This is a genomic window from Streptomyces sp. NBC_00005 (genome assembly GCF_045160215.1).
Lineage (GTDB): Bacteria > Actinomycetota > Actinomycetes > Streptomycetales > Streptomycetaceae > Streptomyces.
In genome coordinates, this window is sequence record NZ_CP108316.1 from 3801620 (window position 1) to 3824295 (window position 22676).

Sequence of the window (22676 nt, forward strand, 5' to 3'; positions counted from 1 at the left end):
TGTGGGCGGCGCTCAGCCGGTTCCTTCGGTCGTGTACACATGCATGCCGGGTACGTGCAGCGTGCCGCCGAACTGACCGGCCTGGACGACCTTCACGTTGGTGAAGTAGATCAGCGGGATGTTCAGCGGCGGCGGGCTGTCCGGGCTGAACGTGATCGGGATCAGACCGAACAGGTTCCCGGAGATGGACTCCGTGTACATCGTCGTGTCGCCGTCACGGATCGTGGACGTCGTGCCCGAGCCTGCCTGCACGTGGTACGTCTTGTCCTGCTGGGTGTCCTTGACCGTCTGGTGCAGGTCGCCGATGTCGGTGCCGCCGGAGATGACGTACTTCAGCACCTTCTTGGTGGTGCCGTTGGCCGTCTTCACCTCGACGACGCCCTGGTAGTCGGCGCCCTTCAGCAGCAGCGAGCTGGCGTTGAGGTACCAGGGGTCGTCCGCCACCGGCACCTTGTTGTCGACGCCGCTCTCGTCGTCCGTGGCGGTCGGGCAGTTCTCCGCGTCCGTGGAGGAACTCGCGGACGGGCTCGCGGAGGAGGTGGCCGACTCGGCCGCCTTCTCTGCCGCCTTGGTGGCCGCCTCGGCCGCCTTGGTCGCCGTGTCGGTCGTGTCCTTCACGGTGCCGTTGACCGTGTCGGTGACCTTCTTGGTCGTGTCCTTGACGGTGTCCGACACGCTTGAGTCCGAGGACGACGCGTCCTTGCTCGCGCTCGCCGAGGCGGACGCGGACGGCGTCGGGCTCGCGCTCGACGTGGAGCTGCCGCCGGTGAAGATGCCACCGATCGCGTCGCCGATGTCGTCCAGCAGACCGCCGCTGCTCGCGGACGCCGAGGGACTCGCCGTCGCGGTGTCGCCGCTACCGGAGTCCGAACTCGACGCGCTGGCCGACGGAGTGGGCGTCGCCTTGTCGTCGGAACCTGAATCCGACGAACCCGACGACGTCTTGCCGGAGTCCGAGGACTCCTTCGACGAGTCCGTGGACGAGGGCGAGGGTGTCGCCTTGTCCGCCGACTCGCTGGAACTCGCCGAGGCGGACGGCGACGGCGAGGCCGACGCGTCGTCGCCCAGCGCTGCCACGCAGTCCTTGTACTCGTCCGCGGTCAGGCTCTTCGCCGTCGGCGTCGAGGAACCGCCGCTGTCCGCGAGGGCGAGCGAGGACGTGAACCCCATGCCCATGAGGACCGCCGTCGGCATGGCCACCGTGGCTATCGCCTTGCCTGCCGGCATGTGGAACCGGGTGAACAGCGGCTTCTTGGGTGCCGCATGCCGCGGCCCGGTTCTCACACGGGACTCGTCCACATCAGTCCCGTGGGTCACCTCGTCAGCCGGCACTGTGCCTCCCGTTCGCCCCGTTCGCCGGGCTCGTTCCTGACAGATCGTTCGGCTCGCCCACCACGGGCTTGAGGATGGTGGTGTCCGGGTCCAGGGCTCCCGGGGCGTTTCCCGCTCCCGTGGTGTCCTCCCGTGCCGGCTCCTCGGCGGGCGGCTCTCCCGGGGCCCACGCCACGGCCAACGCGCCGCCGACGAGGGCCAGCAGGAAGCCGATCAGGAAGCCGCCGAGGTTGGACACGGGGATGGACACGAGCCCCAGCAGAATCGCCGCGATACCGGCGAAGGTCCGCACGTGCTTCTGGAACCAGAGGCTGAAGCCCAGAACGACGAGAAGCACCCCGATGATCAGGGACCCGGCGCCCGCGGTCGTGGCCATCGCCAGCGTCAGATGGCCCACCTGCAGGTGGGCGTACGGGAAGTAGGCGATCGGGAGTCCGGCGAGCATGACGAACAGGCCGGCCCAGAACGGCCGCGTGCCCCGCCATGCGCGGAACTGCACCCTCCGGCGACTGAACTGGCCGGCGGGTACGGCAGGAGTCTCGGCGCTCATGGAAAACAGCTCCCTGCTGCGGCTTGCTGTGGTGATGGTGCTGTGGTGGTGAGTTGTGCTGTGTGTGAAGAAAGTGGTGGAAGGTTGACGGGCGGGGGCGCCATCGGCTCCCCCGCCCGTCACCGAGTGCCTAGAAGCACTCGTGAGTACCCGTCGAGACGGACATCTTCAGCCCGCTGAGCTTGAAGGTTCCGGCGGTGGTGGCCCACGCCGTCTGCTTCACGCCGGTCAGCGTGGCCGACTCGGCCTGCTGCGCGAATCCGTACGGGTTCGCGGCGTCTCCGCTGTGGATGCCGGGACCCTTGCTGGCGCTCCCTGCGGCCACACCGATGTCGATGTTCTTGAACGTCGCGTCGGCGCTCAGGTCATCGAGGTCGATGTACAGGTTGTCGGCCTCGACCGGCTTGCTGCCGCCACCGGCCTTCAGGACCAGGCTGACAGTGCCGATCACCGGGATGTCCGGGGTGACCACCGACTGGCACAGGCCCTTGATGGTCGCGGACTTGAACGCCGAGACCGCGACCGGGTGTGCCGTCTTCTTGCCGTCGAGGGTGTACCCCGAGTCAATGGCTCCGTACTGCGAGAAGCCCGTACCTTCCAGCGAGTCGGTCGACACCTTGAACTGCTGGCCGGACACGCTGAACGACGCGGCGAGAGCGCCCTGCGCGAGGGCGACACCTATCGCGGCCGTCGCGGCGACGCTGGGCACCATGACCACAGCGAACCGCTTCCATCTGGTCCCGCCACGCACCTGGGACTCCATATTTCCTCCTTCTCGGACGTACATCTCCTGACCCTGACTGCCCCCAGTTGGCGGCTCAGCCGGGCAGGGATGGGAGAAGTGCTACGTCCTCGGGAAGGAGAGCGCCTGCACTCGGAGGCGCAAAAAATCGCGCACCGATCACCGGCGATCACCCCCGAGCGACAACCACTGGTCGCGCCTGACACGCATCACGCACAACCTTGCTGGACAGGCTTCACCGAGTGGGCGAAGACCCCCCTGTCCAAGAGCTGGCACCCATGACGCCGGCTCTACTCGGTGGGGACCCAGGAACCCCCGCGACCCAACCGGCTGTCGGGGTACGGGAATGGACCGAGCGTCGCCGATCGTGGTGCATTCTCGCCGCCCGCACAAGGGGCTTCGTTACTGGGTAGTAACGGCCGGATAACCGAACAACGACCCACAGGTCTCGGGCGGCGACGGAGGGTGCAGTCAGAGCCAGAGACAAAACCGTTGATCATTGGACAGAAACCGACAGATCAACGACCGAAACTTACTTGCAGTAACAGCGGCCGCGATTACCAAGATTTGGTAAAGCGCGGCCGCACTGACGTTCCATCGGCAAATCTTTCACTTGGGCATCACATGCCCCGGCGTTTAGCGACAGGTCAGAACCGGCCCGTCGCCCCGCTCAGAACAGTGCGCGTGCGAGCGCCCGACGCGCCGCCGCCACCCGCGGATCATCCGCCCCAACGACCTCAAAGAGCTCCAGCAGTCGCAGACGTACCGTGTCCCGGTCGTCACCCGCCGTGCGCCGGACCGTCTCGATGAGCCGCCCGAAGGCGTCCTCGACATGACCGCCGACCAGATCCAGGTCCGCCGCCGCGATCTGGGCCTGCGCGTCGGCCGGCTTCTCCGCCGCGTCCCTGCGCACCTGCTGCTGGTCCAGTCCCTGCACCCGCTGGAGCAACTCGGCCTGGGAAAGGCCCAGTTTGGCCTCCGGATTGCCCGGGTCCTCGCTCAGCACGTTCTTGTACGCCTGCACCGCGCCGCCGAAGTCCCCCGAGTCCAGGGCCCTTACGGCCGCCTCGAGCAGCGCGTCGTACGGCCCGGCCGGCGCCTCCTCGGGCTCCGTCTGGGCGCCGCCCGGCTCGGCTTCGGGGTCGACCGCCAGACCGGTCAGACCGAAGCGCTGCTCGGCGACCTGCACCAGCTGGTCCAGGGTCTGCCGGATCTGGGCCTCGCCCGCGGCCCCCTGGAAGAGCGGCAGCGCCTGCCCGGCGACGACGGCGAACACCGCCGGGATCCCCTGGATCCCGAACTGCTGCATCAGCATCTGGTTGGCGTCGACGTCGACCTTTGCGAGCAGGAAGCGCCCGGCGTACTCGACGGCGAGCCGCTCGAGGACGGGGCTCAGCTGCTTGCAGGGCTCGCACCACTCGGCCCAGAAGTCGATGACGACGGGCACCTCGGTGGACCGCTGCAGGACATCGCGCTCGAAGCCGGCCTCGTCGACGTCGATCACGAGATCCGCCGGGGAGACGGCACCTGGCACGCCGCCCTGCCGGGCGGCTTCGGCGCGCGCCTGCTCCGCCTTCGTCTTGGCCTCCTGGGCCGCCTTCACCGCGGCGAGGTCGACGACTCCGCTCATGGACATGTTCCGTGGCTGCATGCGTCTATCCTCCCCCGTCCGCGCGTCTGCGTGAAAAGCGTTCTGAAAGCCGGTCGTGCAGCGTGGTGTTCGGCGCCGGGTCCCCACCCCACGCCAGTGGTCGTCGCTCGCGCACGTCCCGCGCGAGCTTTCGCTACGAGTCGTAGCGTAATGGCACGGGGTGCCTCCCGGACACCACCCCCCGGTGATCTCCCTCACGGCCTCACAGGAACCGCCGGTTATGGTCGTGGGATGCAGAGCCGCACTCCCGTCCCGCGCGCCACAGGACGCCCCCGCAGCGCCGCCGCGGACACCGCGATCCTCGCCGCCACGCGGGAGGCGCTGGTCGAGCTGGGCTGGTCGAAGCTCACCCTGGGAGACGTGGCGACCCGGGCCGGGGTTGCAAAGACAACCCTCTATCGCCGCTGGACCGGTAAGAACGAGCTGGTGGTCGACGCGGTGGCGGAGCTCTTCGACGAGCTCGCGCTCCCCGACCGCGGCACCCTGGCCGCCGACATCGAGGGCGTGGTCCTGCAGTTCGCCGCGATCCTGGCCCGCCCGGAGGCCAAGAGCGGCCTGATGGCGGTGGTCGCGGAGTCCACCCGCGACCACGCGCTGCGGGAGCGGATCCGCGAGTCGATCGTGGACCGCCAGAAGCGGCTGGTCCTGGAGGGCCGGACCCGCGCCCAGGCGCGCGGCGAGCTGCCCCAGGAGACGGATCCCGGGGAGGCGGCCCGCACGGTCGACCTGATCTTCGACGTGGTGGCCGGGGCGGTGGTTCACCGCACGCTGGTGAGCGCGGAACCGGCGGACGAGGAGTGGGTGCGCAGTTTCACCCAGGTCCTGCTCCTCGGCCTCACAGGGGCCTCTCGGTCCGCCTAGTGCCGCGGCAGGCACTAGAAACCGGCGGGCTCCGTGTACACCCCCCACTCGTCCCGCAGCACCCCGCAGATCTCACCGAGGGTCGCCTCGGCCCGTACGGCGTCGAGCATCGGCTCGATCATGTTGGACCCGTCCCGGGCGGCACCCACCATCGCATCCAGCGCGGCGCGCACGGCGGTCTCGTCCCGGGCGGTCCTGCGGGTGCCGAGCGCCCGTACCTGCTCGCGCTCGACCTCGTGGCTGACCCGCAGGATCTCCAGGTCCCCGGTGACGGACCCGTGGTGGACGTTCACGCCCACGACCCTCTTGTCGCCCTTCTCCAGGGCCCGTTGGTACTGGAAGGCCGACTCGGCGATCTCGCCCGTGAACCAGCCGTCCTCGATGCCGCGCAGGATCCCGGAGGTGATCGGACCGATGGGGTGCCGGCCGTCGGGATGCGCCCGCAGCCCCCGCTCCCTGATCTGCTCGAAGATCTTCTCCGCGTCCGCCTCGATCCGGTCCGTCAGCTGCTCGACGAACCACGAACCGCCCAGCGGATCGGCCACGTTGGCGACCCCGGTCTCCTCCATGAGCACCTGCTGGGTGCGCAGCGCGATCTCCGCCGCCTGCTCGCTCGGCAGCGCGAGGGTCTCGTCCAGGGCGTTGGTGTGCAGCGAGTTGGTCCCGCCGAGCACCGCCGCGAGCGCCTCCACGGCCGTACGCACGACGTTGTTGTACGGCTGCTGGGCCGTCAGTGAGACACCGGCGGTCTGCGTGTGGAAGCGCAGCCACTGCGCCTTCTCGGACCTGGCGCCGTAGACGTCCCGCATCCACCGCGCCCAAATGCGCCGGGCCGCGCGGAACTTGGCGATCTCCTCGAAGAAGTCGACGTGCGCGTCGAAGAAGAAGGACAGCCCGGGCGCGAACACGTCCACGTCCAGTCCGCGGCTGAGCCCCAGCTCCACGTACCCGAACCCGTCGGCCAGCGTGTACGCCAGCTCCTGCGCGGCCGTCGAGCCGGCCTCGCGGATGTGGTACCCGGACACGGACAACGGCTTGTAGGCGGGGATCCCGGCGGCGCAGTACTCCATCAGGTCGCCGATGAGGCGCAGATGCGGCTCGGGCTGGAAGAGCCACTCCTTCTGGGCGATGTACTCCTTGAAGATGTCCGTCTGCAGCGTGCCGTTGAGCACGGAGGGATCCACGCCCTGCCGCTCGGCCGCGACGAGATACATACAGAAGACGGGAACGGCCGGCCCGCTGATCGTCATGGACGTGGTCACGTCGCCCAGCGGGATGTCCTGGAACAGGACCTCCATGTCCGCCGCGGAGTCGATGGCCACCCCGCAGTGCCCGACCTCGCCCAGCGCGCGCGGATCGTCGGAGTCGCGCCCCATGAGGGTCGGCATGTCGAAGGCCACGGACAGGCCCCCGCCGCCGTTGGCGAGGATCTTCTTGTAGCGCTCGTTGGTCTGCTCGGCGTTCCCGAACCCGGCGAACTGCCGGATGGTCCACGTCCGCCCTCGGTAGCCGGTCGCATACAGCCCGCGCGTGAAGGGGTACTCCCCCGGCCACCCGATCCGCTCGAAGCCCTCGTACGCATCTCCCGGCCGGGGCCCGTACGCGGGCTCCACGGGATCCCCGGAGAGCGTGCCGAAGTCCGCCTCACGCTTACGCGAAGCGTCGTACCGGGCCTGCCAGCGACGGCGGCCCTCCTCGATGGCATCAGCGTCCATGCCTTCAAATTTACTTGGACGTCCTAGTAAATGTCGAGGTAGTAGGACGTCCAACTAAATGGTTGAGAGGAAACCGCCGCACGCACCCGGGCGTACGGCGGTGTCGCTCAGGCCTTGGCGACCGCGGGAGACTCGTCGCCGACCTTGGCCTCCAGCTCGTGGCTGATCTTCCGCTCGACGAAGAAGGCGGCCGTCGGGACCGTCCCCGCGAGCAGCACCCACAGCTGCTTGCCGACCGGCCACTTCGCCTTGGAGCCCAGGTCGAAGGCAAAGATCAGGTAGACCACGTAGAGCCAGCCGTGCGCGATGGCGACGACGCGGGTGAAGTCCGCGGCACCGTCGACGTCCAGGCCGTACTTGGCGATCATGCTCAGGCACAGCAGGACCAGCAGGACACCGGTGACGTAGGCCATGACGCGGTAGCGGGTCAGCACGCTCTTCTTCATGGCGTCGAGCGTAACCGCACGTTCCGGGAGATCTTGGGCCGGGTCAGTCCTCGTCGAAGTCGCTCGCGGCCACCCGCAGCGGCCGCAGCATCGCGAAGATCTCCGCGCACTCCTCGGCGTCGTACGCACCGAGGCCGAAGTCCATCGCCATCAGGTCGCGGGTGGCGGCCTCGACGACCTCGCGGCCCTTGTCGGTGATGGACGCGAGCGTGCCGCGCCCGTCGTTGGGGTTGGGGCGCTTGTCCACCAGGCCCGACTTCACCAGCCGGTCGACGGTGTTGGTCACCGACGTCGGGTGCACCATGAGCCGCTCGCCGATCTTGGACATCGTGAGCTCGCCCTCCTTGGAGAAGGTGAGCAGCACCAGCGCCTCGTACCGCGCGAACGTCAGTCCGTACGGCTTGACCACGGCGTCGACCTCGCCGAGCAGGATCTGGTGCGCGCGCATGATCGACGTGATGGCCGCCATGGACGGCACGTTTCCCCAGCGCCGCTTCCAGAGTTCGTCGGCGCGGGCGATGGGATCGAAGGGAAGACTGAGCGGCTTCGGCACGGCACTGACACTACCGGCCGGTCACATGGTGGTCAGCCCCGTCTCGCCTTTCGGTCCGCCGGGCTTGAAGGGCGAGCAGCAGACAGCACACCGCGCCCAGCGCTCCGGCCCCCGCGACCGTGGCCGGCACCCCCGCGAACTCCGCCACGACTCCCGCCAGCGCCATCCCCACCCCCTGGATCGTCATCAGCCCGGCGGTGAGCAGGGTCATGGCCCGTCCGCGCAGCCCCTCGGGCACGGCCCGCACGAACCACTGGTCCAGGCCCAGGGTGTACGCCGACCCCGCGCCCGAGAGCAGAAGCAGCAGGAGCGAAGGGACCAGGCCCGGGTGGAGGACGTAGCCCAGGTACGGGAGGAGGCTGAAGGTGACCAGGGGGAGGGCGATGCGTTCGCGGGTGGCGGGGCGCAGGCGGGAGCCCGCGTACAGCTCGCCGGCGATCGTGCCCACCGGCAGCGCGCACATCAGCAGGCCGAGGCCGACGGAGCCGACGGCCAACCGGTCGGCGTACGGGGCCGCCAGGGCCTCCGGTGCCACGGAGAACATGGGCGGCACCCAGAAGAGGAGGAGCAGTGCGCGTACGCGGCGGTCGGCGAGGACCTGGCGGGCGCCCTTGAGGGAGTCCTTCACCAGGGCGTTGCCCGCCGACGCACGAGCGGGCCTGGGCCGGGTGCCGAAGCGCAGCAGGACGGCGGAGGCGCAGAAGGTGGCCACGGTGATCAGGAGGGCATGGCGCGGGGTCAGGGCGATCAGGAGCAGTCCGCCCAGGCCGTAGCCGACGAGCAGGGCGCTCTGCGAGACGATCCGCAGCAGGGAGCGGCCCAGCACGAACAGTTCGCCGTCGCCGAGGATGTCGGCGAGCGTGGCCATCCGCGTCCCCTGGAACACCGGCGCGACGACGGCGACACCGCAGCGCAGGGCGAGCAGGACGGCGATGTGCGTACCCGGCAGCACCATCAGCGCCACGCAGCCGGCCTGTGCCATGTCACATACCACCAGCACCCGTCGGGCCGGGAAACGGTCCGCGACGCCCGCCAGCACCGTCCCCCCGACGACGTACGGCAGGAAGCCCAGCGCGAAGGCGAGCGCGCTCATCAGGGGCGAGCCGGTGAGGTCGTAGACGAGGACGGACAGCGCGATCTCGCTGACGATCACGCCGAGCAGGGAGAGCGCGTGGGCGGCGAAGACGGCACGGAACTCACGGACGGCGAACACGCGGCCGTAGCCGGTGGGGACGGCGGGAGAAGGCGGCACAGGAAGGGTCGTCGTGCCCTCGGACTCGTCTGGCATGGGCAGCAGCGTGCTCGGCCCGGGCGAGGCATCCTAGAGATTCGGCACGGGCCGAATGTCCCTGTTCCCGCTCGCTGTTCCCGCTCGATCCTTCGGAGGTGGTGGTCATACCGTCGCGTCTGCACTTCGGGGAGGACGACTTCCTCCGGTGCCGCTTCGCCGTGTCGCCGCTGTGGGAGACGCAAGAGGTCGTGCGCATGCTCAAGCGGCCCGAGCGGCAGGGCTACCACGCGCACTGGCTGCGCCGGATGGGCCGGGTCGCGGCCGGGCTCGACCTCACGGACCTGTGGCTGCTGATGCCGCAGCCCGGCCACTGTCCCGACTGGCTCTGCCCGCCCCCGATCGGACCGGCCGCCACCTTCGAGGAGGAGATCGCGGCCGTACGGGCGAGCGATCCGCAGGCGGCTCGCGCGGACACGGCGAAGTCGCTGGCCGACACCCCGGGCGCGCTCGACTCCCCGCGGGCCCGCGAGTGGCTGCGGAACCCCGCCCGCATGATCCAGCATCTCTCCGACGTGATGGAGGAGGCCTGGCACACCCTCGTCGCCCCGGACTGGCCTCGTCTGCGCGCCCTGTTGGAGGCGGACGTCGCCTTCCACTCGCGGCGGCTCGCCGAGGTGGGCCTCGGTGGACTGCTGCCCGAGATCAGCCGGCGCTTCGGCTGGCGCACGGGCACGCTGACCGTCGAGTTCAGGGGCGAGCACGAACGGCGACTCGGCGGGCAGGGCCTGGTCCTGATGCCCAGCGTCTTCATCTGGCCGGACGTCGTCAGCACCTTCGAACCGCCCTGGCAGCCGACCCTCGCCTACCCGGCCCGCGGCATCGGCGGCCTGTGGGCCGAGCCCGCCGCCCGCGCCGACCGCGCCGACGACGTCCTCGTACGACTCCTCGGCCGCGGCCGTGCGGCAGTACTCACCGCCCTGGACGAACCCGCCACCACCAGTGCACTGGCCCACCGCCTGAGCCTCGCCCCGTCGTCCGTCTCCGCCCACCTGACCCTGCTGAGGGACGCCGGCCTGCTCACGGCCCGGCGATACGGCCATCAGGTGCTGTACGAACGGACACCGCTGGGGATGGCGCTGGTGTCCGGGGACGGCTGACCCGCTTTCAGCCCGTCCGGCGTTTGAGAACGAGGCCGTTCAGGCCGAGGGGGGTCCAGGGGGCGGAGCCCCCTGGCGGGGCGAGAAAAGCCCGGCGACCGCCAGGTCAACGCCGCCCAGCCCGACGCAGTCGAAGCCGCACAGCCCGCTGAGCCACCGGCCCGAGCTCCTCCAACGCCGCGACCAGCACCCCCAGTTGCTCCAGCGCGTCCAACGCCGCCGAAGCCCCCGCCGCATCCACCCCCTCGTACAACTCGATCCCCACGAACGCGGCCGCCACCGCCCGGGCCAGCCCCGCGGGATCCGCGAACTCCCCCAGCGGTGTGTCCGCGAGCACCCTCGTCAGTACCGTCTCGATCTCCGCGATCCACAGATCGAGCCCCGCCGCGGTCGCCGGCCCCAGCGTCGCGTGGGTCTGCGCACCGGCCAACAGCTGCCCGAGCAGGGCGACATGCCCCCCGGCGCGCTCCGCCTCGTGTATCTCCCGCCCCACGGCGAGCAGTTCGGACAGCGACGTCACCGCGGCGAACCGCTCGCGGTACCGCCCCACGGCCTGCTCCGCCCCGTACCGACAGGAGGCGGCGAGCAGTTCGTCCACCGACCCGAAGTGGTAGAAGACCAGCGCCTGGTTGACCCCGGCGGCCGTCGCGATCGTGCGGGCGGACACCTTCGCGATCCCCTGCTCGGTGAGCGTCCTGAGCGCCCCCTCGAGGAGTTTGGCCTTGGTCTCCTGGGACTTCGCCGTCTCGGGACTCACGCGCGCAACTCCTCGCGCACGGGCCGCAGTCCGGGCCGCACGCCGCAGGTACGGATGTCCGTGTACGTCGCCGCGAAGGACCCCTCGTAGCCGAAGAGCGGCCCGAAGTACTTGTTCACCACCCGGACCCGGATGCGGAAACGCCCGGTGTGGTCGTCGAAGGACTCCCGCACCTCGGCTCTCGCCCCGATCAGTTCCGGCACCCGCACGTCCACCACCCCTTCCCGGAACCGGTGTTCGCCGGACCGGATCAGCAGCGACCCGTCGGCCTCGGCACGGAAGTACAGGTCGCTGGCGAGGTGCTGGTGGGTTCCGAGGTAGTCCAGGATGCGGTCGCCCTTGGGGCTCAGCACCATCTGGGCGTCGAAACGCCGGGAACGTCCGGGCAGGTCGAAGGTGCGCACGAAGGTCACCGTCTCACGCCCGAAGCCGTCGGCGTACGGAACGTTCTCGATGGTGAAGGGAACACGGCGGCCCTGCTGCGGCACCAGGATGTTGCGGGTGGTGCCGAGCGCGAGGAAGGGCTTCACGAAGAGCCCGCCGTGCCAGATCCGGTCCATCACGCCCCGCCCGACGCACGCCTCCCCGCTCGCCAGCCCGACCGAGAAGCGGCGCTGCAGCTGGGGGTGGAGGCGGTCGAAGTCCGCGCCCATGACCGTACGGAAGATCGACGTCGTCATCGCTGGTTCTCCAGGGTGCGCAGCAGTCGGGGGGCACGCACGCGCGTGGGCGGTGTGCGCAGGCAGCGGCGGGCGGCCGGGGTGGTGGACCGCGGCGGCGCGAAGAGGGCCAGCGAGAGGGCGACCGTCGCCAGCAAGGGGGTGGCGTAGAAGAAGAGGGGAGCGAACGGGCCCGTCAGTCGCAGCAGACTGCCGTAGCCGAAGCCCGTGCAGGCGAGGACGATCGCCAGGGCGCGCACCAGCAGCTCGGCCAGCCAGTTGGCCCGCGCCCGCTCCGGAGTGATGCCGTGCTCCAGCCACAGCCGGAGGCGGTCGAAGGACCAGGCCGTCGCCCAGCCCATGAGCGGGCGGAACAGCAACCGGTCGGCCAGGGCGCCGAACCCGCCCCAGCGGGGCCGGTAGTCGTAGCCGGTGAGGAAGCGGACGCCGTCCCCGTCGGGGATGTAGCGCCAGTAGCCGCTGCCCTCGGCCAGCAGCGAGAGCGGATGCGGGGAGGCGAACCGGAGCGCGGACGTACGGGTCCCGTCCGGGCGTTCCCGCTCACCCGCGGAGACTCCGGTGCCGGCGACCGTGAGGAAGGGCAGCACGCGCGTGGCGTACCGGAAGTGCTGCGGTTCGCCCTCCGCGCGCGGGAGGTTGTCGATCTCGGTGAAGCGGAGGTCCCAGCGCTGGTGCTGGGAGGGGTCCTGCGTCCGCGACCACAGTGCGTCGAGGTCGGTGCGGATCCGCGCCTCGATGTAGAGCCCCAAGTGCCCCATGTGAATCCCCCAGGTCAGCAGGTTGTTTGAGCGACTGCTCAAACAGCTCGACCATGAAAGTACACCGTTTTGAGCGACCGCTCAAACATGGGGCACGAGAAAACCCCGGCCCGCGCGGGCCGGGGTTTTCGGGTACGAGCCGCTGGCGCCCTACTCGGCGAGGTACCGCTCCACCGTCTCCACCTTGGAGGTGAGACCGTCGCTCACTCCGGGCCGGATGTCGGCCTTGAGGACCAGCGAGACGCGCGGCGCCCGCTCCTCGACGGCGGCAACGGCGCGCTTGACGACGTCCATGACCTCGTCCCACTCGCCCTCGACGGAGGTGAACATCGCGTCGGTGCGGTTGGGCAGGCCCGACTCGCGGACGACGCGGACGGCGTCGGCCACGTACTCCCCCACCTCGTCGCCGACCCCAAGCGGCGTCACGGAGAACGCGACGATCATGCGGTCACGGCTCCTTCCTTGCGGGCGCGGGCGGCGATGACCTCATCCTCGGCGGCGCGCTTGAGCTTGCGCTCGGCGAAGAAGCCGCCGGTCGGCAGGACGGAGAGGACGAAGTAGAGGGCGGCGGTCCCCAGGGGCCACTTCGTGCGGTTCCAGGCGTCGGCCCAGAAGACCACGTACAGGATGAACAGGACGCCGTGGACCATGCCCATCACCGGCACCGCGTTGAAGTCCGTGGTCCGCTTCAGCACGGAGCAGACCAGCAGGAGGAGGAAGGACACGGCCTCGGGGGCCGAGACGAGTCGGAGCCGGCGCAGAGCGGTGGCGGTCTTGATGTCCACGGGTCACCTTCGGTGGTCGGTGGGAGAGACGGTGGGAGAGGCGTCGAGTTTGTGAACGCAAGCACAAACGTTCAACCATTGTGACAAACCGTCGGGCGTGGGTTCGGCCGGGGGTGGGTGACCGCACCCCTAGGGGTGCGGTCAGGGGCTTTCTCCACCTACGGGCTCTGTTCGGCCGACCGACCCGGCCGCTACCTTCGCAGCGTGGCGATGTTTCGACTTCAAGGCAGCAAGGTGCTCGCCGTCGACATGACCGGGGACGCCGTGAAGGCGAAGAACGGCTCCATGGTCGCGTACGACGGGCAGATGGCCTTCAAGAAGATGAGCGGCGGCGGTGAGGGCATCCGGGGCATGGTGACCCGGCGGCTCACCGGCGAGCAGATGACCGTGATGGAGGTGAAGGGGCACGGGACGTGCTGGTTCGCGGACCGCGCCTCCGAGATAAATCTCGTGGGTCTCCAGGGGGACAAGCTGTATGTGGAGTCGAGCAATCTGCTCGCGACCGACGCCGGTCTCAGGACCGGCACGACGTTCACGGGGCTGCGCGGCGCCTCGCAGGGCAACGGGCTGTTCACGACGACCGTCGAGGGCCACGGCCAGGCGGCGATCATGTCGGACGGTCCGGCGGTGGCGCTGCGGGTGAGCGCCCAGTACCCGCTGACGGTCGACCCGGGCGCCTACATCGCGCACCAGGGGAATCTGCGGCAGTCCTTCCAGTCCGGTGTGACGTTCCGCACGCTCCTCGGGGAGGGCGGCGGCGAGGCCTTCCAGATCCGCTTCGAGGGGGACGGCCTGGTGTACGTCCAGCCGAGCGAGCGGAACACGATCGCGGGGGACGTGTGACATGACCTTCCGCGAGATCAACTCCAAGATGGTCGAGGCGACCCTGTCGCCCGGCCAGCGGCTGTTCAGCCAGCGCGGCGCGATGCTCGCCTACAAGGGCGAGGTGTCCTTCACGCCCAACATGCAGGGCGGCCAGGGCGGGATCATGTCGATGATCGGCCGCCGGGTCGCCAACGAGGCCACACCGCTGATGAGCGTCGAGGGCAGCGGCACGGTCTTCTTCGGGCACGGCGGCCACCATGTCCAGGTCATCAACCTCGCCGGCGACACCCTCTACGTGGAGGCGGACCGCCTGCTCGCCTTCGAGGGCACGCTCCAGCAGGGCACGATGTTCATGGGCTCGCAGGGCGGGGTCATGGGCATGGTGCGCGGCCAGGTCACCGGCCAGGGCCTGTTCACCACCACCCTCAAGGGGCAGGGCTCGGTGGCCGTGATGGCCCACGGCGGCGTCTTCGAGATCCCGATCACCCCGCAGCGCCCGGTCCACGTCGACCCGCAGGCGTACGTCGCCCACCACGGCGACGTCCGCAACAAGCTGTCCACGGCACTGGGCTGGCGCGACATGGTGGGGCGCGGCTCCGGCGAGGCCTTCCAACTGGAGCTCAGCGGAAACGGCGTGGTGTACGTCCAGGCCTCGGAGGAGAAGCTGTGAGCGCGTACGGGACTCCGGGCGGCCCGACGGTCTTCGACCCGACGACGCTGCCCGTCGACGACAACGTCAACAAGTACACCTTCTGCGTGGAGCTCAAGGGGAGCCAGTGGTTCCTGCAGAAGGGGAAGATGATCGCCTACTACGGCTCGATGGAGTTCAACGGCATCGGGCACGGCCGGCTCGACCGCCTTGTCCGTACGTCCTTTCATTCGCCACTGCACGCGAGCGACTGGGTCGTGGCGGAGGGCTCGGGCAAGATGCTGCTCGCCGACCGGGCCTTCGACGTGAACTCGTACGACCTCGAAGAGGGCAACCTGACCATTCGCTCGGGCAACTTGCTCGCTTTTCAGCCAACTCTCGCACTCAAGCAGTCGATCGTGCCGGGTTTTCTGACTCTGATCGGAACCGGAAAGTTCGTAGCTGCATCTAACGGTCCGGTGGTGTTCATGGAGCCCCCGATCCGGGTGGACCCGCAGGCGCTCGTCGGCTGGGCCGACTGCCCCTCGCCGTGCCACCACTACGACCACGGCTACATGACGGGCCTGATGGGCGGCCTACGTGCGATGACGGGCCTCGGCGGGGCCTCCGGGGAGGAGCACCAGTTCGAGTTCGTAGGGGCCGGCACGGTCCTGCTCCAGTCCTCGGAGGCGCTCATGGCCGAGCAGGCCACGGGGGCCGTTCCGCAGCAGGCGGGGGTACCCGGTGGCGGCGGGGGGCACACAGGCCCCGCACAGCAAGCCGGCGCACCGCGCCTTCCCGGACAGCTGGGGGACCTCCAGCGTCGCTTCGGGCTGTGAGCGGTAGTCTGCGGAGTGTGACGTCGAACGTGTGCGCGCCGTCACGCCACCCTCATTAGTTCGCCTTTCAACATTTTAGGTAGACTTCATTCATGGAGACCGAGACGGCCACGCCCTGGCTGACCGATGCGGAGCAGTGCGCCTGGCGCACCCACCTGGAGGTCAACAGGCTGTTGACGTACCAGCTCGAGAGGGACCTGCAGCCGTTCGGCCTGACTATGAACGACTACGAGATCCTGGTGAACCTCTCCGAGTCGGAGGATGTACGGATGCGAATGAGCGATCTCGCGTCCGCCACCCTCCAGTCCAAGAGCCGCCTCTCCCACCAGATCACGCGGATGGAGAACGCGAACCTGGTCCGCCGCGAGAACTGCGAGTCCGACCGCCGCGGCCTCTACGCGGTCCTGACCGAGCACGGCATGGAGACGATGCAGAAGGTCTCGCCGCATCATGTGGCGTCGGTGCGCAGGCACTTCATCGATCTGCTGTCCCCCGAGGCCATGGCGGAGGTCGACAAGGCCCTGAAGCCCGTGGCGCAGCACCTCCGCGGGCTGCGGGGCCGCCCCTAACCCGCCCCTGGCGCACTAACGGGCAAGCGGAAGGCGGAGTTCGAACAGGGCTCCGCCTTCCGGCGCGTCCCGGACGGTGAGCGTTCCGCCGTGCCGTACGGCGACGTCGCGGGCGATGGCGAGCCCGAGCCCGGCCCCGCCGTCGTCGCGGCTGCGGGCGTCGTCGAGCCGTACGAACCGCTCGAAGACCCGCTCACGGTCGCTCTCGGGTACGCCGCTCCCGTCGTCGGTGACGGTCAGTACGGCGTGGGATCCGTCCGGTCCCGTGGACTGCCGTACGGACACCGCGACCGCCGACCGCGCGTGCCGCTGGGCGTTGTCGAGGAGATTGGCGAGCACGCGCCCCAACTGCCCCCGCGATCCCGCCACTTCGACGGCCTCGGCGTCCACGGTCACGCCCCTGCGCCGTTCCGCCTCCTCCCGCGCCAGCGCACCGAGGTCGAAGCGGGCGTCGGCCGGCCGCTCCCCCGCGTCGAGACGGGCGAGCAGCAGCAGGTCGGCGGCCAGGCGCTGCAGTCGTACGGTGTCCTCGACGGCGCCCTCCAGGTCCAGCAACTCGGCGTGTTCGGCGCCCACTTCGAGCTGGGTGCGCAGGGACGCGATCGGGCTGCGCAGCTCGTGGGAGGCGTCGGCGACGAACCGGCGCTGGCGCTCCACCGAGGTCTCCAGGGCGGACAGCGTCTCGTTGGTGGTCCGGGCGAGGCGGGCGATCTCGTCGTGGGTGTCCGGGACCGGCACGCGGCGTGCGAGGTCCTCGGAGGCGGTGATCGCGGCCATCTCGGTGCGGATGCCCTCGACGGGGCGCAGGGCCCGCCGGGTGACCAGCCAGGTCACGCCCGCGACGACGCCGAGCAGCAGCGGGAACCCGATCAGCATGACGGTCTGCGCGGTGCGCACGGCGCCCTGTTCCGCGGAGAGCGGGGCGCCGGCGTACACGGTGAGCTCGCCCTTGCCGTCGACCTCGACCTTCACCGCGGCGAAGCGGTAGTCGGCGCTCTCCCCGTCGATCGCCGCCGAGCCGTTGGTGAAGGTGGTGTCCTTGTCGATCTCGCCGGGTTCGAGAGTGGACCCGGAGTCGTCCGCGTCGTCGTCGGACTCCCCGTTCTCCTCCGCGCCCTCCTGCGCACTCGCGGGAGCGCTCGGCTGCGACCGCGGCTTCACCTCACCGGTGCCGGTGCCGCTGATCCGCTGCAGGTCCTGGCTGGCCGCGACCAACGTGCCGTGCTCGTCGACGATCTGGACCGGCTCCTCGTCCTCGTCCAGGGAGAGCTCGTCGTACGGCTTCCCCACGGCCAGGTCGGTGGCGACCGACCGCGCGGTGCGCTCCGCCTGCGAGCCCGCCTGGCCGACCAGGTTGGACCGCAGCGACAGCAGGACGGCGACGCCGGCGGCGATCAGCGCCACGGCGACCACGAGGGTGGCGGCGAGGGTCGCCCGGGACCGGACGGAGCCGAACAGGCGCCTCATCTCTCCGCCTCCAGCCGGTAGCCGGCGCCGCGGACCGTGCGGATGAGCCCGGCGCGCAGCTTGCGCCTGAGCGTGCTGACGTAGACCTCGACGATGTTCGGGTCGCCCTCGTACGCGAAGTCCCAGACGTGCTCCAGGATCTCGGCCTTGGACACCACCGCGCCGGCCCGCACCACGAGCTGCTCCAGGACGGCGAACTCCTTGGCCGTCAGGGTCACTTCGTCCTCGTCCAGGAAGACGCGGCGGGCGGCGGTGTCGACCTTGAGGCCGCCGTGGACGTGCACGGGCGAGGCACCGGCGCCCTGCATGCGCCGCCTCAGCAGCGCTTTGACGCGGGCGACGAGGACGACGTACGAGAACGGTTTCGTCAGGTAGTCGTCCGCGCCCGTGTCCAGGCCCTCCGCCTCGTCGTACTCGCCGTCCTTGGCGGTGAGCATGAGGATCGGCACGTCGTGGCCGGCGGCGCGCAGGGCGGCGCAGACGCGGTAGCCGTTGAGGCCGGGCAGCATGATGTCGAGGATCACGAGGTCGTAGGCGCTCTCGACGGCGCGGTGCAGGCCCTCCCGGCCGTCGTGGACGACGTCCACGGCGTATCCCTCGGCGGTCAGGCCCTTGGCCAGGGACAGGGCGAGACGCTTTTCGTCCTCCACGATCAACAATCGAGAGGGGTGGCGCGCAGCGCCTCGAGTAGGGCGGTGGTGGGTGACGGGCGGGCGCATGCGTACAGGGTGGCAAAACGAAGCTGAAGATCCCTTCAGGCGGCTTCAGGTTGCCCTCAGCGTCGGTCCGCCACATTGGTTCCCGTCGAACGAAACAACGTGAAGCACATCGACTCGGGAGGAACCCTCATGAAGCGCAACATCGTCATCGCCACCGTCGCCGCCGCGGCGCTGATCGGCGGCGGCACCGTCGCCGCCTACGCGGCGGGGGGCGACGACGCGCCGTCGACGCAGCGTGAGGCGAGCGTCCGGGTCGCGGACGACCGGAGCGAGGACACCGTCGAGATCCGACCGGAGGCCGGCAGCGGCGCCGGGGTGACCGCCGACGACGCCATCGCGGCCGCCCTGAAGCACACGCCGGGCACGGCCGTCGCCGCCGACCGTGACGACGACGGCTCGGGCGCCTGGGAGGTGGACGTCGTCAAGGGCGGCGGCACCGAGTACACGGTCCAGGTCTCCCCGACCACCGGCAAGGTCCTCGGGGCCCACCGCGACACCGACGACGACAACGACGGCCGCGAGGACCTCGCCGCCCTGAAGGGCACGAGCGTGGACGCCCGCGAGGCCGTACAGGCCGTCGCCTCGAAGGGCACGGTCACCGACGTCGACCTGGACGACGACGGGCCCGCCGCGTGGAGCGTCGAGACCGCCAAGGGCGAGTGGCACGTCGACGCCCGCACGGGCAAGGTCACCCAGGACCGCGACGACGACTGACGACGGACAACTGCCGGTTGGTGACGGGTGATCGGCGATGGGCGACCGGCGCCCGCCGTCAGACGAGGGGTACGGGGCTTCCCGTGCCCCTCTCCCGTCGTGTGCCCGTCGCCACGGCCGCCGCCGTCAGCAGGACGACCGCGCCGGTCGCCGCGAAGCACCACCCGGTCGGCAGCCGCCCGGCCAGCGCTCCCGCGGCGGCCGCACCGCCCGTACTCCCCGCGTTGACGGCCGTGTTGACCCAGGCCCCGGCCTGGACCCGGGCCTCGGGTGCGGCTGCCTCGTCGGCGATGAGATACGCGGTGGTGAGGGCCGGGGACACGAAGAACCCGGCCACGGCGACGACCACGGCCAGCGTGGCGAGGCCCGGGACCAGACCGGCGCCGAGCAGGGCCAGTCCCAGTCCGGCGATGAGCAGGGGCAACCGCACCACCGCGGAACTCCCCCAGGTGACGGCCCCGTTGAGCAGCCCGCCGACGGCGCTTCCGGTGGACAGGGCGGCCAGGATCCAGGCCACGCTGTCGGCGCCGTACCCATGCCCCTCGGTGAAGGCGACGACCAGCAGGTCGACGACGCCCAACGCGAGCCCGACCGCGGCCGTCGCGGCCACGGGCCGTCCGAGCCCGCGCAGCACCCGCCGGCCGCCCGCGGCCCGCCGCGCCTTCCGGTCCCCCGGCCGTACCGCCCGCACCGCCGGCGACGACACGAACCCGGCCGTCCCCACCACGATCAGCGCCGTCCCGAAGACGATGCCGGCCGCCGGCGGGGCGAACCTCATGAGGACGCCGACCAGCAACGGCCCCGAGACGAACAGCAGTTCCTCGGCGACGCCGTCGAGGCTGTAGGCGCGCTGCAACAGCGCCCGGTCCGGGGCGAGTCGGCCCCATACGGCGCGCATGGTCGGGCCCAGCGGAGGAGTGCAGGCGCCCGCCGCGGCCGTCACGGCACCCAGGACGAGCGGCGAGACGGCGCCCGGACGCCGGACGAGCAGCGTCAGCAGCCCGAGCAGTGCCGCGTAGGCCGCGACCATGGGGACGAGCGTGCGGCGCGGGCCGTAGCGGTCGATGAGGGCCGCCCGGGCGGGCGACAGGAAGACGCTGGTGCCGCCGAACAGCGCCATGACGGTGCCCGCCACCGCATAGGACCCGGAGGCCCGGTTCACGGCGAGCATCACGGACAGGGGGACGATTCCGTACGACAGCCTGCCGAGCAGGGCGGCGGCGAACGTGCGGCGGGCGTGCGGGATGCGGAGCACGACGGCATAGGTCGGCCGTGCAACAGACGTGGAAGACACGGGAGTTCCTCGACTCGAGGCGGGAAAGGGGACGCCTGATCGCCGCGCGGGGCGTGCGGTCGATCACCGCTCGCCGTGCGCGGGCTCGGGCGTGCCCTATGCCAAGAGGAGGTACATGTCGGTCAACGTAGCAACAGGGGCGGCTCGTTGCCCACGGAAATAAATCCGCGTCAGCCCTGTGTCAGTCCCGCCACCAGCTCGTCCGCGGCGCGGTACGGGTCCAGGTCCCCGGCCACGATCCGTTCCGCCAGCGCGCTCAGACGGCGGTCGCCGTGCAGGTCGCCGATGCGTTCGCGCAGGGCCGTGACCGCGATCGTCTCGACCTCGCGGGAGGCGCGGGACAGGCGGCGCTCGGCGAGGACGCCGTGCTCCTCCATCCACGCCCGGTGCTTCTCCAGGGCCTCGACGACCTCGTCGATCCCCTCGGCGCGCGCGGCGACCGTCTTGACGATCGGCGGGCGCCAGTCGCCGGGACCGCGGGACTCGCCCAGGCCCAGCATGTGGTTCAGCTCGCGCGCGGTGGCGTCGGCGCCGTCCCGGTCGGCCTTGTTGACGACGTACACGTCGCCGATCTCCAGGATCCCGGCCTTCGCCGCCTGGATGCCGTCGCCCATGCCCGGGGCGAGCAGGACGACGCTCGTGTCCGCCTGGGAGGCGATCTCGACCTCCGACTGCCCGACACCGACCGTCTCGACCAGGATCACTTCGCAGCCCGCCGCGTCCAGCACCCGGATCGCCTGCGGGGCGGACCAGGCGAGGCCGCCCAGGTGGCCCCGGGTCGCCATCGAGCGGATGTAGACGCCGGGGTCGGAGGAGTGCTCCGACATCCGGACGCGGTCACCCAGAAGGGCGCCGCCGGAGAACGGGGACGACGGGTCGACGGCCAGGACGCCGACCCGTCTGCCCTGCTTGCGGTACGCCGTCACCAGCGCGGAGGTCGACGTGGACTTGCCGACGCCCGGGGAACCGGTCAGACCGACCACGTACGCGTTCCCCGTCAGCGGCGCCAGCGCCTCCATGACCTCCCTGAGCTGCGGGGACGCCCCCTCGACCAGCGAGATCAGCCGGGCCACGGCCCGCGGCCGGCCTTCCCTGGCCTGGGCCACCAGGGTGGAGACGTCCTGCATCACAGCTCCCGTTCGGAGAATCGCGTACGACAGAGGCTTCAGGCCTTGGGTACCCGCACGATCAGTGCGTCACCCTGACCGCCTCCGCCGCACAGCGCAGCCGCGCCCACGCCGCCGCCCCGGCGCTTCAGCTCCAGCGCCAGGTGCAGGACGAGACGGGCGCCGGACATGCCGATCGGGTGGCCCAGGGCGATGGCGCCACCGTTGACATTCACCTTTTCCGTGGAAACACCGAGGTCCTTCATTGACTGGACCGCGACGGCCGCGAACGCCTCGTTGATCTCGATCAGGTCGAGGTCGGAGGCGTCCAGGCCCTCCTTCTTCAGGGCGTGCGCGATGGCGTTGGACGGCTGGGACTGGAGGCTGTTGTCCGGTCCGGCCACGTTCCCGTGCGCACCGATCTCCGCGATCCACTCGAGGCCGAGCTCCTGCGCCTTGGCCTTGCTCATCACGACCACGGCCGCCGCACCGTCCGAGATCTGCGAGGCGGAACCGGCGGTGATCGTGCCGTCCCGGGTGAACGCCGGGCGCAGCTTGCCCAGGGACTCCGCCGTCGTGTCGCCGCGGATGCCCTCGTCCTTGCTGAAGACGACCGGCTCGCCCTTGCGCTGCGGGATCTCCACCGGGGTGATCTCTGCCTCGAAGATGCCGTTCTTCTGGGCGGCGGCGGCGCGCTGGTGAGACAGCGCCGCGATCTCGTCCTGCTCGGGACGGGCGATCCCGAGGCGCGTGTTGTGCTTCTCCGTCGACTCGCCCATGGCGATGTTCTCGAAGGCGTCGGTCAGACCGTCGTGCGCCATGGCGTCGAGCATCTCGATCGCCCCGTACTTGAAGCCCTCACGGGACTTCGGCAGCAGGTGGGGCGCGTTGGTCATCGACTCCTGGCCGCCCGCGACGATCACGTCGAACTCGCCGGCGCGGATCAGCTGGTCGGCGAGCGCGATGGCGTCGAGGCCCGACAGACACACCTTGTTGATGGTGAGCGCCGGGACGTTCATCGGGATGCCGGCCTTGACCGCGGCCTGGCGTGCCGGGATCTGTCCCGCGCCGGCCTGCAGTACCTGACCCATGATCACGTACTGCACCTGGTCGCCACCGATCCCCGCACGGTCGAGGGCGGCCTTGATCGCGAAGCCGCCGAGGTCGGCTCCGGAGAAGGACTTCAGCGAGCCCAGCAACCGTCCCATGGGCGTCCGGGCGCCCGCGACGATCACCGAGGTACTGCTGTTCGTTCCAGACATGAGGTGCGATCCCCTTCCAGCTGCACAGCTGAAGA

Annotated in this window: 25 protein-coding genes; 7 read left to right on the forward strand and 18 right to left on the reverse strand. The window is 70.4% G+C overall.

Features of this window, described 5'->3' with window-relative positions; translation table 11 throughout:
* Positions 1-12: 12 nt before the first annotated feature.
* The 4 genes from OG303_RS17315 to OG303_RS17330 form a co-directional block, all read right to left on the reverse strand.
* A complete protein-coding gene (locus OG303_RS17315; RefSeq protein ID WP_405869287.1) occupies positions 13-1332 on the reverse strand; it encodes a hypothetical protein in 1320 nt (439 codons plus the stop codon).
* Entirely contained in the window at positions 1322-1882 is a 561-nt protein-coding gene (locus tag OG303_RS17320; protein WP_405869288.1) for a DUF6114 domain-containing protein, read from the reverse strand. Before OG303_RS17320 ends, OG303_RS17315 begins: the two co-directional genes overlap by 11 nt.
* A gap of 130 nt (positions 1883-2012) precedes the next feature.
* Positions 2013-2645 carry a DUF6230 family protein gene (locus OG303_RS17325; RefSeq protein ID WP_405869289.1) on the reverse strand — a complete coding sequence of 211 codons (633 nt, stop codon included), beginning with the start codon at positions 2643-2645 and terminating at the stop codon, positions 2013-2015.
* Positions 2646-3294: 649 nt separating this feature from the next.
* Positions 3295-4275, reverse strand: coding sequence for a tetratricopeptide repeat protein (locus OG303_RS17330; protein ID WP_405869290.1), 981 nt, complete (start codon positions 4273-4275; stop codon positions 3295-3297).
* Between the two features lie 231 nt (positions 4276-4506).
* Here OG303_RS17330 and OG303_RS17335 point away from each other — a divergent pair, with 231 nt between their 5' ends.
* Positions 4507-5136, forward strand: coding sequence for a TetR/AcrR family transcriptional regulator (locus OG303_RS17335; RefSeq protein WP_405869291.1), 630 nt, complete (start codon positions 4507-4509; stop codon positions 5134-5136).
* Between the two features lie 14 nt (positions 5137-5150).
* Here the strand turns inward: OG303_RS17335 and OG303_RS17340 are convergent, their stop codons facing one another.
* The 4 genes from OG303_RS17340 to OG303_RS17355 form a co-directional block, all read right to left on the reverse strand.
* Positions 5151-6851: a methylmalonyl-CoA mutase gene (locus OG303_RS17340; protein WP_405869292.1), complete on the reverse strand. Its 1701-nt coding sequence runs from the start codon at positions 6849-6851 to the stop codon at positions 5151-5153.
* 107 nt (positions 6852-6958) lie between these two features.
* Positions 6959-7297 carry a DUF3817 domain-containing protein gene (locus tag OG303_RS17345; protein WP_405869293.1) on the reverse strand — a complete coding sequence of 113 codons (339 nt, stop codon included), beginning with the start codon at positions 7295-7297 and terminating at the stop codon, positions 6959-6961.
* Between the two features lie 43 nt (positions 7298-7340).
* Complete coding sequence (locus OG303_RS17350; protein WP_405869294.1) at positions 7341-7850, reverse strand: MarR family winged helix-turn-helix transcriptional regulator; 510 nt, start codon at positions 7848-7850, stop codon at positions 7341-7343.
* Positions 7851-7860: 10 nt separating this feature from the next.
* Complete coding sequence (locus OG303_RS17355) at positions 7861-9138, reverse strand: MFS transporter (RefSeq protein ID WP_405869295.1); 1278 nt, start codon at positions 9136-9138, stop codon at positions 7861-7863.
* Positions 9139-9245: 107 nt separating this feature from the next.
* Between OG303_RS17355 and OG303_RS17360 the strand changes: the two genes are divergently transcribed.
* A complete protein-coding gene (locus tag OG303_RS17360) occupies positions 9246-10238 on the forward strand; it encodes a DUF5937 family protein (RefSeq protein ID WP_405877320.1) in 993 nt (330 codons plus the stop codon).
* Positions 10239-10344: 106 nt separating this feature from the next.
* On the opposite strand, the gene OG303_RS17365 is transcribed toward OG303_RS17360, so the two are convergent.
* From OG303_RS17365 to OG303_RS17385, 5 genes are all read right to left on the reverse strand, one after another.
* Positions 10345-10995, reverse strand: coding sequence for a TetR/AcrR family transcriptional regulator (locus OG303_RS17365; RefSeq protein ID WP_405869296.1), 651 nt, complete (start codon positions 10993-10995; stop codon positions 10345-10347).
* On the reverse strand, positions 10992-11675 hold the full coding sequence (locus OG303_RS17370) for a DUF4166 domain-containing protein (RefSeq protein WP_405869297.1): 684 nt from the start codon (positions 11673-11675) through the stop codon (positions 10992-10994). The genes OG303_RS17365 and OG303_RS17370 overlap by 4 nt, the downstream gene beginning before the upstream one ends.
* Entirely contained in the window at positions 11672-12424 is a 753-nt protein-coding gene (locus tag OG303_RS17375) for a hypothetical protein (RefSeq protein WP_405877322.1), read from the reverse strand. The genes OG303_RS17370 and OG303_RS17375 overlap by 4 nt, the downstream gene beginning before the upstream one ends.
* Positions 12425-12583: 159 nt before the next feature.
* Positions 12584-12877, reverse strand: a complete 294-nt coding sequence (locus tag OG303_RS17380) for an MTH1187 family thiamine-binding protein (protein ID WP_405869298.1) — start codon at positions 12875-12877, stop codon at positions 12584-12586.
* Positions 12874-13218, reverse strand: coding sequence for a DUF3817 domain-containing protein (locus OG303_RS17385; RefSeq protein ID WP_405869299.1), 345 nt, complete (start codon positions 13216-13218; stop codon positions 12874-12876). Before OG303_RS17385 ends, OG303_RS17380 begins: the two co-directional genes overlap by 4 nt.
* Positions 13219-13428: 210 nt before the next feature.
* Here OG303_RS17385 and OG303_RS17390 point away from each other — a divergent pair, with 210 nt between their 5' ends.
* From OG303_RS17390 to OG303_RS17405, 4 genes are all read left to right on the forward strand, one after another.
* On the forward strand, positions 13429-14061 hold the full coding sequence (locus tag OG303_RS17390) for an AIM24 family protein (RefSeq protein ID WP_405877324.1): 633 nt from the start codon (positions 13429-13431) through the stop codon (positions 14059-14061).
* Between the two features lies 1 nt (position 14062).
* Positions 14063-14713 (forward strand): AIM24 family protein, encoded by a 651-nt coding sequence (locus OG303_RS17395; RefSeq protein WP_405869300.1) that lies wholly within the window; start codon positions 14063-14065, stop codon positions 14711-14713.
* The gene (locus OG303_RS17400; protein WP_405869301.1) at positions 14710-15510 is read left to right on the forward strand and encodes an AIM24 family protein; all 801 of its coding nucleotides are present in this window, start codon (positions 14710-14712) and stop codon (positions 15508-15510) included. The genes OG303_RS17395 and OG303_RS17400 overlap by 4 nt, the downstream gene beginning before the upstream one ends.
* 92 nt (positions 15511-15602) lie before the next feature.
* Positions 15603-16079 carry a MarR family winged helix-turn-helix transcriptional regulator gene (locus tag OG303_RS17405; protein ID WP_405869302.1) on the forward strand — a complete coding sequence of 159 codons (477 nt, stop codon included), beginning with the start codon at positions 15603-15605 and terminating at the stop codon, positions 16077-16079.
* A 15-nt stretch (positions 16080-16094) separates the two neighbouring features.
* On the opposite strand, the gene OG303_RS17410 is transcribed toward OG303_RS17405, so the two are convergent.
* Together OG303_RS17410 and OG303_RS17415 are read right to left on the reverse strand one after the other, a co-directional pair.
* Complete coding sequence (locus OG303_RS17410) at positions 16095-17546, reverse strand: ATP-binding protein (RefSeq protein WP_405869303.1); 1452 nt, start codon at positions 17544-17546, stop codon at positions 16095-16097.
* Complete coding sequence (locus OG303_RS17415; RefSeq protein WP_405869304.1) at positions 17543-18265, reverse strand: response regulator transcription factor; 723 nt, start codon at positions 18263-18265, stop codon at positions 17543-17545. The genes OG303_RS17410 and OG303_RS17415 overlap by 4 nt, the downstream gene beginning before the upstream one ends.
* Before the next feature lie 129 nt (positions 18266-18394).
* Between OG303_RS17415 and OG303_RS17420 the strand changes: the two genes are divergently transcribed.
* Positions 18395-18979 carry a PepSY domain-containing protein gene (locus OG303_RS17420; RefSeq protein ID WP_405869305.1) on the forward strand — a complete coding sequence of 195 codons (585 nt, stop codon included), beginning with the start codon at positions 18395-18397 and terminating at the stop codon, positions 18977-18979.
* Positions 18980-19037: 58 nt separating this feature from the next.
* Here the strand turns inward: OG303_RS17420 and OG303_RS17425 are convergent, their stop codons facing one another.
* The 3 genes from OG303_RS17425 to OG303_RS17435 all read right to left on the reverse strand — a co-directional run bounded on the left by OG303_RS17425 (position 19038) and on the right by OG303_RS17435 (position 22641).
* Complete coding sequence (locus tag OG303_RS17425) at positions 19038-20273, reverse strand: MFS transporter (protein ID WP_405869306.1); 1236 nt, start codon at positions 20271-20273, stop codon at positions 19038-19040.
* Positions 20274-20443: 170 nt separating this feature from the next.
* Positions 20444-21400: a methylmalonyl Co-A mutase-associated GTPase MeaB gene (gene meaB / locus OG303_RS17430; protein WP_405869307.1), complete on the reverse strand. Its 957-nt coding sequence runs from the start codon at positions 21398-21400 to the stop codon at positions 20444-20446.
* 38 nt (positions 21401-21438) lie between these two features.
* On the reverse strand, positions 21439-22641 hold the full coding sequence (locus OG303_RS17435) for an acetyl-CoA C-acetyltransferase (protein ID WP_405869308.1): 1203 nt from the start codon (positions 22639-22641) through the stop codon (positions 21439-21441).
* Positions 22642-22676: the final 35 nt, after the last annotated feature.

What these genes read in the sequence shown, in the direction of transcription:
- OG303_RS17415 (WP_405869304.1), bottom strand. Translation starts at nt 18,265, where the DNA reads ATGCGCCCGCCCGTCACCCACCACCGCCCTACTCGAGGCGCTGCGCGC.
- OG303_RS17420 (WP_405869305.1), top strand. Translation starts at nt 18,395, where the DNA reads ATGAAGCGCAACATCGTCATCGCCACCGTCGCCGCCGCGGCGCTGATC.
- OG303_RS17410 (WP_405869303.1), bottom strand. Translation starts at nt 17,546, where the DNA reads ATGAGGCGCCTGTTCGGCTCCGTCCGGTCCCGGGCGACCCTCGCCGCC.
- OG303_RS17330 (WP_405869290.1), bottom strand. Translation starts at nt 4,275, where the DNA reads ATGCAGCCACGGAACATGTCCATGAGCGGAGTCGTCGACCTCGCCGCG.
- OG303_RS17355 (WP_405869295.1), bottom strand. Translation starts at nt 9,138, where the DNA reads ATGCCAGACGAGTCCGAGGGCACGACGACCCTTCCTGTGCCGCCTTCT.
- OG303_RS17395 (WP_405869300.1), top strand. Translation starts at nt 14,063, where the DNA reads ATGACCTTCCGCGAGATCAACTCCAAGATGGTCGAGGCGACCCTGTCG.
- OG303_RS17325 (WP_405869289.1), bottom strand. Translation starts at nt 2,645, where the DNA reads ATGGAGTCCCAGGTGCGTGGCGGGACCAGATGGAAGCGGTTCGCTGTG.
- meaB (WP_405869307.1), bottom strand. Translation starts at nt 21,400, where the DNA reads ATGCAGGACGTCTCCACCCTGGTGGCCCAGGCCAGGGAAGGCCGGCCG.
- OG303_RS17435 (WP_405869308.1), bottom strand. Translation starts at nt 22,641, where the DNA reads ATGTCTGGAACGAACAGCAGTACCTCGGTGATCGTCGCGGGCGCCCGG.
- OG303_RS17340 (WP_405869292.1), bottom strand. Translation starts at nt 6,851, where the DNA reads ATGGACGCTGATGCCATCGAGGAGGGCCGCCGTCGCTGGCAGGCCCGG.
- OG303_RS17345 (WP_405869293.1), bottom strand. Translation starts at nt 7,297, where the DNA reads ATGAAGAAGAGCGTGCTGACCCGCTACCGCGTCATGGCCTACGTCACC.
- OG303_RS17320 (WP_405869288.1), bottom strand. Translation starts at nt 1,882, where the DNA reads ATGAGCGCCGAGACTCCTGCCGTACCCGCCGGCCAGTTCAGTCGCCGG.
- OG303_RS17390 (WP_405877324.1), top strand. Translation starts at nt 13,429, where the DNA reads ATGTTTCGACTTCAAGGCAGCAAGGTGCTCGCCGTCGACATGACCGGG.
- OG303_RS17380 (WP_405869298.1), bottom strand. Translation starts at nt 12,877, where the DNA reads ATGATCGTCGCGTTCTCCGTGACGCCGCTTGGGGTCGGCGACGAGGTG.
- OG303_RS17335 (WP_405869291.1), top strand. Translation starts at nt 4,507, where the DNA reads ATGCAGAGCCGCACTCCCGTCCCGCGCGCCACAGGACGCCCCCGCAGC.
- OG303_RS17405 (WP_405869302.1), top strand. Translation starts at nt 15,603, where the DNA reads ATGGAGACCGAGACGGCCACGCCCTGGCTGACCGATGCGGAGCAGTGC.
- OG303_RS17370 (WP_405869297.1), bottom strand. Translation starts at nt 11,675, where the DNA reads ATGACGACGTCGATCTTCCGTACGGTCATGGGCGCGGACTTCGACCGC.